Source organism: Paenibacillus sp. OT2-17, from assembly GCF_009827695.1.
Taxonomy (GTDB): Bacteria; Bacillota; Bacilli; order Paenibacillales; family Paenibacillaceae; genus Paenibacillus; species Paenibacillus polymyxa_B.
This window is the reverse complement of sequence record NZ_WUDQ01000232.1, coordinates 1-5,444: the sequence shown is the minus strand read 5'-3', so window position 1 is coordinate 5,444 and position 5,444 is coordinate 1. Positions and strand designations below refer to the sequence as shown.

At 46.3% G+C, this 5,444-nt stretch carries 2 protein-coding genes and 1 pseudogene; all 3 read left to right on the top strand.

The window, feature by feature from the left end; all coding sequences use genetic code 11:
- The coding region (locus tag GRP75_RS18235) for a vWA domain-containing protein (RefSeq protein WP_160789984.1) at nucleotides 1-1,448 on the top strand (1,448 nt) is incomplete at its 5' end.
- A gap of 24 nt (nucleotides 1,449-1,472) precedes the next feature.
- Nucleotides 1,473-4,862 (top strand): tubulin-like doman-containing protein, encoded by a 3,390-nt coding sequence (locus GRP75_RS18230; RefSeq protein ID WP_023988387.1) that lies wholly within the window; start codon nucleotides 1,473-1,475, stop codon nucleotides 4,860-4,862.
- Between the two features lie 3 nt (nucleotides 4,863-4,865).
- Nucleotides 4,866-5,444: pseudogene (locus tag GRP75_RS18225) on the top strand (transcription initiation factor TFIID); the annotation flags it as partial.

The following is a 5,444-nucleotide window of genomic DNA, read 5'->3' as shown; positions in this document are numbered from 1 at the left end:
ATACTTACACCTCCGTGGGTGTCAAGGAATCGATCCGCATTTTGCAAGATGGTAAAACAGCTGGACATGCGCCTATGATCGTCATGTTGGCCGACGGTAACAACGATTTTAATAAGACGACAGGCAGAACCGAAAGCCAATCCGATCAGGATATGGCACAGGCTGTAGCCGAGGCTAAAAATAGCGGCGTTCCGATCTACACCATCGGCTTGAATGCAGATGGGAAGCTGAATAAAAACAAGCTTGCCGACATAGCGCAGCAAACGGGCGGCAAGTCCTTTATTACAAGCTCAGCGGATGACTTGCCGAACATTTTAAGTGAAATTTTCGCCAGCAATTTGAAGTTGAAAGTGGTGCCTTTGCAGTCCATTACGGCAAACGGCGACTATCAGGATGTAACGGTAACCGTACCGAACGATAGTGTGCTGGAGGCTAACATTTCGATCATGTCCTCGAAACCGGTGGATGCGAGACTGATAGACCCGTCGGGCAACACCAAGCCGATTCCTTCGAGCGATGTGCTGCTGTCCAAGTCCAAAAGCTACTCGCTGATTAAACTGCTCAAGCCTGTGGCTGGTGACTGGAAGCTCCAAGTCAAGGGAGTCCAGCAGGATCAGATTGATATTAATCTGGTGTTTAACTACGATCTGGAGCTGAAAATGGACGCACCGTCCGCCAAATCATACAAAAAAGGCGATGCAGTTCAAATTCGTTCCTACCTGACGAGCAATAGCCAGCAGCTTCAGGATCAGGAATTGTATGCAAATATGAATGCTGTTCTGAAGGTCAAGGATCTGGATTCCGGTACAACGAATGAGGTGCCGTTAACCAATGCAGGGGATTCTTTTACCGGTAGCTATACGATTCCAGATGAGCATGACTACGAACTAACCGTTAAAGCAGAGGAGAAGAGCTTCTACCGTGAAACACAGCCTGTAACCATCAGTGCTAAAGCAGGGGCGACGAGCGGTACGAATACGGGCACGACGCAGCCAACAACACCTGCTGAAAAGTCCAAGCTAATGCCACTCATTCTTTTAGGGCTGGGGCTGCTCATTCTGCTGGTTGCCGCATATTTCATCTGGAAGGCTGTCAAAAAGGCCAACCGTGGCTTTGTCGGTCAAATCGTACTGGAAATCCGGGATGAGAACACTGGCGAAAAAACGTATCCACAATACAAGAAGCTGAACACCTTCCGGGGCAAATTTAATCTGCACCAGTTGCTGCAACTGGCACCGGAATTTGCTGGAACCGACAAGGTCGTGTTCACACCAGCCAATCAGGATCGTATCATTGTGCGCAGTACCCCCGAGATTACGATTGAGAAATCCGGACGGGCTGTAGACACTGGCAACGGTCTTGAACTCAAAAACGGTGATCGTCTGACCATCCCGTTAGCCAGTGTGGACAAAACCATTTTACTGGAATTTATTTCAGTAAACAGCTAAACGAACCCTTAGGAGGTCATATCTATGAAACCAGTAGTTAGAGAGCATATCCAACAATTAGACGTATCACTCGGCGGGGGGATCGTAAGCGATAAGATCAGAGTTGATACTATTGATAATCCTATTTTAATTATCGGACTCGGAGGCACGGGAATTGATGCCCTTCTTCGCTTGAAATATCAAATTAACCGCAGATTCAAGCTTCCAGCAGATCCGATCTCCAAGAAAAAGAGCGATAAACCGGACAATGTGGAATTTCTCGCTTTTGAAACGAATGAACAAGACCGCAACAAAAAATACAAGGGGATTGGTTTGGACCCCATCAATGAGTTTGTATTGCTATCCAATGCGGAAATCGGCGGATTGCTGCAAAACCGCAGCATTCTTGAGCCGTACATTACCGATTGGCTGTCTCCAGAGCTGAGCATTACCGATGGTATGAATGGGGCGGCAGGGGTACGTCAGGCAGGACGATTGCTGTTGTTCACCAAAATCAATCAGGTCGTACAAAGCATTGACAAAAAAATCAAAACCTTGTCTGAAGGCACCAACAAGAAGCTTATGGTGTTCCTGCTGTCCGGTTTGTCCGGCGGTACAGGAAGCGGTACTTTCCTCGATATCTCATATATCGTCCGAGGAATTATTGAGCGTGACTATGGCTCTGCAGGTGTAGACCGTGTAAATACATTAGGTTATCTGTTTACACCGGATATTAATTTAGCGAACAAAAGCCTGAGCGAGCATACACGTGAATATATTAAAAAGAACGGCTATGCTGCACTGAAAGAGCTGGACTATTGGATGAATGTAGACAGCCGTGGTGAACGCTTTAAACAGCAGTACGGAAATATTTTGACCGTGAACTCGCCGCTTCCGCCGTTTAATCTGTGTCATCTCATTTCGGCCACGAATACGGAAGGCAAGCTGTTGGAAAATGCTTATGATTACTGCATGAATGTCACTGCCGAGAACATCACCAACTTTATGGCGAGTGAGGAAAAACAGTCAGGTGAAGAGTTTGCCATTCATGACTATATCAGCAATATCCGTACCAACATCGCACAAATGAATAAGGCCTATCCGGCAAACTACGATTACAATATTATCGGGGCTTCCTCGGCGGTACTGCCAATGGAGGAAATGACGACATATCTGGCCTATCGAATGTTTGGAAAAATGTCCAAAATGTTTGAGCAATCGCCAAATCAAGAGGATGTAGAGAAGTTTGCCCGCAAGCTGGGCGTGGATTTGGATAGCATGATCAAAAACTTTGAATCCCGTGTACCTGAGCCGCTTCCGGGCTTTGAAAACAGTGAACGGTTAAGTTATAGCAATGTTGTTAAAATGCAAGTTGTCAATATGGACACCGAGCTGGAGCAAACGTTCCTGACGCGTGCCCGTGAAGAGTATATCAAAGCGAAGAAACAGCTTCCTGGCGAAATTACAGGACAGTTTACGGACCAAATCCGCCGGATGTTTCTGCATCCTGAGCAAGGGCCGTTTTATGTATCCCGCATGATTTATACTGAAAAAGGATTTAGCTTGCTGAAAATGCTGCTGTCATATGTTGAGACGTTGCGTGAATCACTGCACCGTATTCCAACGGACATTGAATGGGCGCGTGAGCAGGCGAACGAAAAGCTGGGCGATGCCAAGAGCGCGTTTGTGTCCAAGGATAAAAAGAAAAATGCGTACATTGAAGCGAAAATTAACGAATATTGGCTGCGGGCTGATGTGGAACGTACAGAGCAGCTCATTGAATTTTATGAAGACCTGTATGACCTGTTGAACAAGGAAAATAGCCGCATTTATAATGTATTTACTGAAATTTTGAACGCATTGAGCGCGATTTTCGAGAAGAATGGCGATCTGCTGATTAACGGCGAGGAACAGTCCGATCACAAAGGTAATAAAACGTACTATTGGAATCTGGTAAGTGTACCGGATATTTCTGAAGTTGTGACCAAGCTGCTGGACAACCGCAACGGTGATGATTTGATTCGTGATTTTGCCCAAGAATTGCTGGAAAATTCAGATCAATGGGTGAAGGATCAGGATATGGACATCATTAGCTCAATCTCCAACTTCTTGACTGATAAGTTCGGTGATCTCATTACCCGTTCCATGGAGGATTTCCTCGTCATGAAATACGGGCAAGATGAAGCCATTGAAAAATTTGTGGAGCGCTACATTGCGAGCAAACTGGATGAGGAAGCTGTACCTGTGTTCCATCTGAGCAATAGCTCTGGCAACTTGTACTTCCCATCATGGGGATTCGTTTCAGTACCTGTACAGTCGCCTAATATCCTGAAAGGCGTTCGCAATTATCAAAATAATGCAATTGGCAAATCACACTTTACGATTAAAGAGAGTGAAGTTCGTAACCGGATTTTTTGGCTCAATACGCGTAATGGTGTTCCTCTGTTTGTATATACGCCGCTCAAAGTGTATGAAGAAAGCTATGAAAAAACGATTCTTGACCGCGAAGGTATTGGCCGTCATCTGGTGCAAACAGGTCAGAACAATTGGACTAATCTGCCGTCGCCGATTCCTGAAAAGTCATGGGGCGAAACTTACGTCAATTCGCGTGTGCAAGCTTACAATGCCCGCATTCGTAATGATTTTGACCGTGCCAAGTCACTTGGCGTGATTCGGGAAAAGGATGTCGATCAGAATACGAGCAGCCGCTTCACTGTAATCCGTTCACATGCGCTAGATCTGAATGCGATGCTGGCAGGCTACGATATGCGCTTGCAGGAATCCAAGCCGAATTTGGGTGAAGTAAAAAGAGCATGGTCTGAGTTGAAACGTCTGCTGGCTGAAGGGCTGGAGCAGGCCGGAAGCAAGGACATCTTTGGCAGCATCAATGAAGAGATGGCGAAGGAAAACCTGATCCGTTCACCAGAATTAACACAGGTGGTTCGTGAAGAACTGGCGAAATATACACTAATTGAAGCGAAAGCCGCTGAATTGGAAGCTTTGCTGGGCAAATATCAGGATGAAGAAAAATGGCTGGATCAGTTCATTCAGGCACTCTATACGGACACGATTACGAAAAAAGGTGCTTTGTACGTCTATGATCGCGACGAAGAGGAAGAGGCTTGGGAGCCGTTTGCCAATGTCATGAAGAGCCGTAATTATGTGGAGTTTGAAGTGTTTACAAACTTCCGTGGTTTGGAAGAAAAGAAATTTGCCGCTCTAATGCGCAAGGCGGATCGCCGTGATGCTGTATTGACTTCATCTGAGGATATTACACCATTGCTGGCGAAGCTGGATGAACTGGCTGCAACTTACACAGAGGCCCGCAATCAATTGGAATATGAAAAGGTGGAGCTGGCTAACGGAGCGGAACTTTATGCATTCTATGCTCAAATGGCTGGAAAATTAAACGACATCCGCAGAAAGTTGAAGTAAAGTATGAGAGAGCAGCTGTTACGTTATGCGGCTGACTATGCAGCCGCAGAGGACCAATTAATCGGAAGCGGGGATGGACGCAGTAGCATCCATTTCCCGTCCGTGTTTCTTTTTATCGGTGATCGCATGAACCCAGTGATGAACACCATTGCAGATATCAACCGGACCAAGTGGGATAACAGCACGGGAGTAACGTATATTCAGATCCGCTCGCAGGAAGAACATGCGGCTGTAGATCGTTCGGTGGATGCTATTGTTCATACGATAGCGGTACCGGAGGAAAGTGGCCACCAAACGATACGCCGTGACTTGCACCAGGCTTTTTATACACATGAATCGCAACTAATTGAGCTTAACACCGCGTTGCGCCGGGCTAGTGGACATCTGGCAGATTACGGTCGGTTGTATTCTTCGTTCGAGCGTGTCCATTTGTCGATTTTGACGACAGCGGATGACCCCATGAACGTATTAATCCCTGAAATTACGCTGTTGGCGGAGTATATTTTTGCACAGTCTTTTAAATCGGTACAAATGGATCTGTATGTGTTGGTGAATGAAAGCGATCAGGCTGTCCAATTCGGC

Excerpts from the sequence above, each read along its gene's own strand:
- GRP75_RS18230 (WP_023988387.1), top strand. The coding sequence starts at position 1,473 with ATGAAACCAGTAGTTAGAGAGCATATCCAACAATTAGACGTATCACTC.